General features: G+C 44.9%; 1 pseudogene. It reads right to left on the reverse strand.

Annotated elements, in window-relative coordinates:
- A pseudogene (locus J7R07_RS07965) lies at positions 1-577 on the reverse strand (Vomp family autotransporter); the annotation flags it as partial.
- Between the last annotated feature and the right edge of the window lie 91 nt (positions 578-668).

Consider the following 668-nt stretch of genomic DNA (forward strand, 5'->3'; position numbering starts at 1 on the left):
AATGTGCTCCTAAAGCAACCCCTGATTCCGCTTCTGCTTGTGATTCTACCCCCAATGCCATAGACATCTTAGCAAGTGCAGATGCTTCAGTACCTATAGCTATCGCATGTTCACCGAGTGCCTTGGTCTGCTTAAGGCCTGCGAACTCGCTAATTGGATCATCATCTTTTAAAGGGTTCAAACGCTGCGGAGAGCCTATTGCAATAGAACCCTTCATCATAGCTTGCGATGCATAACCTATAGCAATACTCGTCTCTCCTGTCCCATTTGCCCCATAACCCAATCCCAGAGCACCTCGCTGCTCTACTCGTACATAAGGACCAACAGCAATCCCCTGAACCCCATCTTTTGTTATTAGTGTATCGTTACCAATGGCAACGGTACCACCTCTACGGACTTGCGCATTATAACCGACAACAGTGCTCCATCCCAAATGCCGACCATTAGTAGGAGATAAAAACTGCACCGTCAAATTATCACCAATAAGAACACTCTTAGCAGCGTCTGCAGTAATGTCTTCACCTATCATGACAACACGATCACCATTTTTTGCTTGACTGCCCTCACTACGTATCATGTTACTGATAAGGTTATTTTTCGAAAAATTGGATACATTAATCATCTTTGTATCTTGGCTCGTTTGAGGAAATGGCTGGGGAGATAAGCCA

The organism is Bartonella phoceensis (assembly GCF_902825145.1).
Lineage (GTDB): Bacteria > Pseudomonadota > Alphaproteobacteria > Rhizobiales > Rhizobiaceae > Bartonella > Bartonella phoceensis.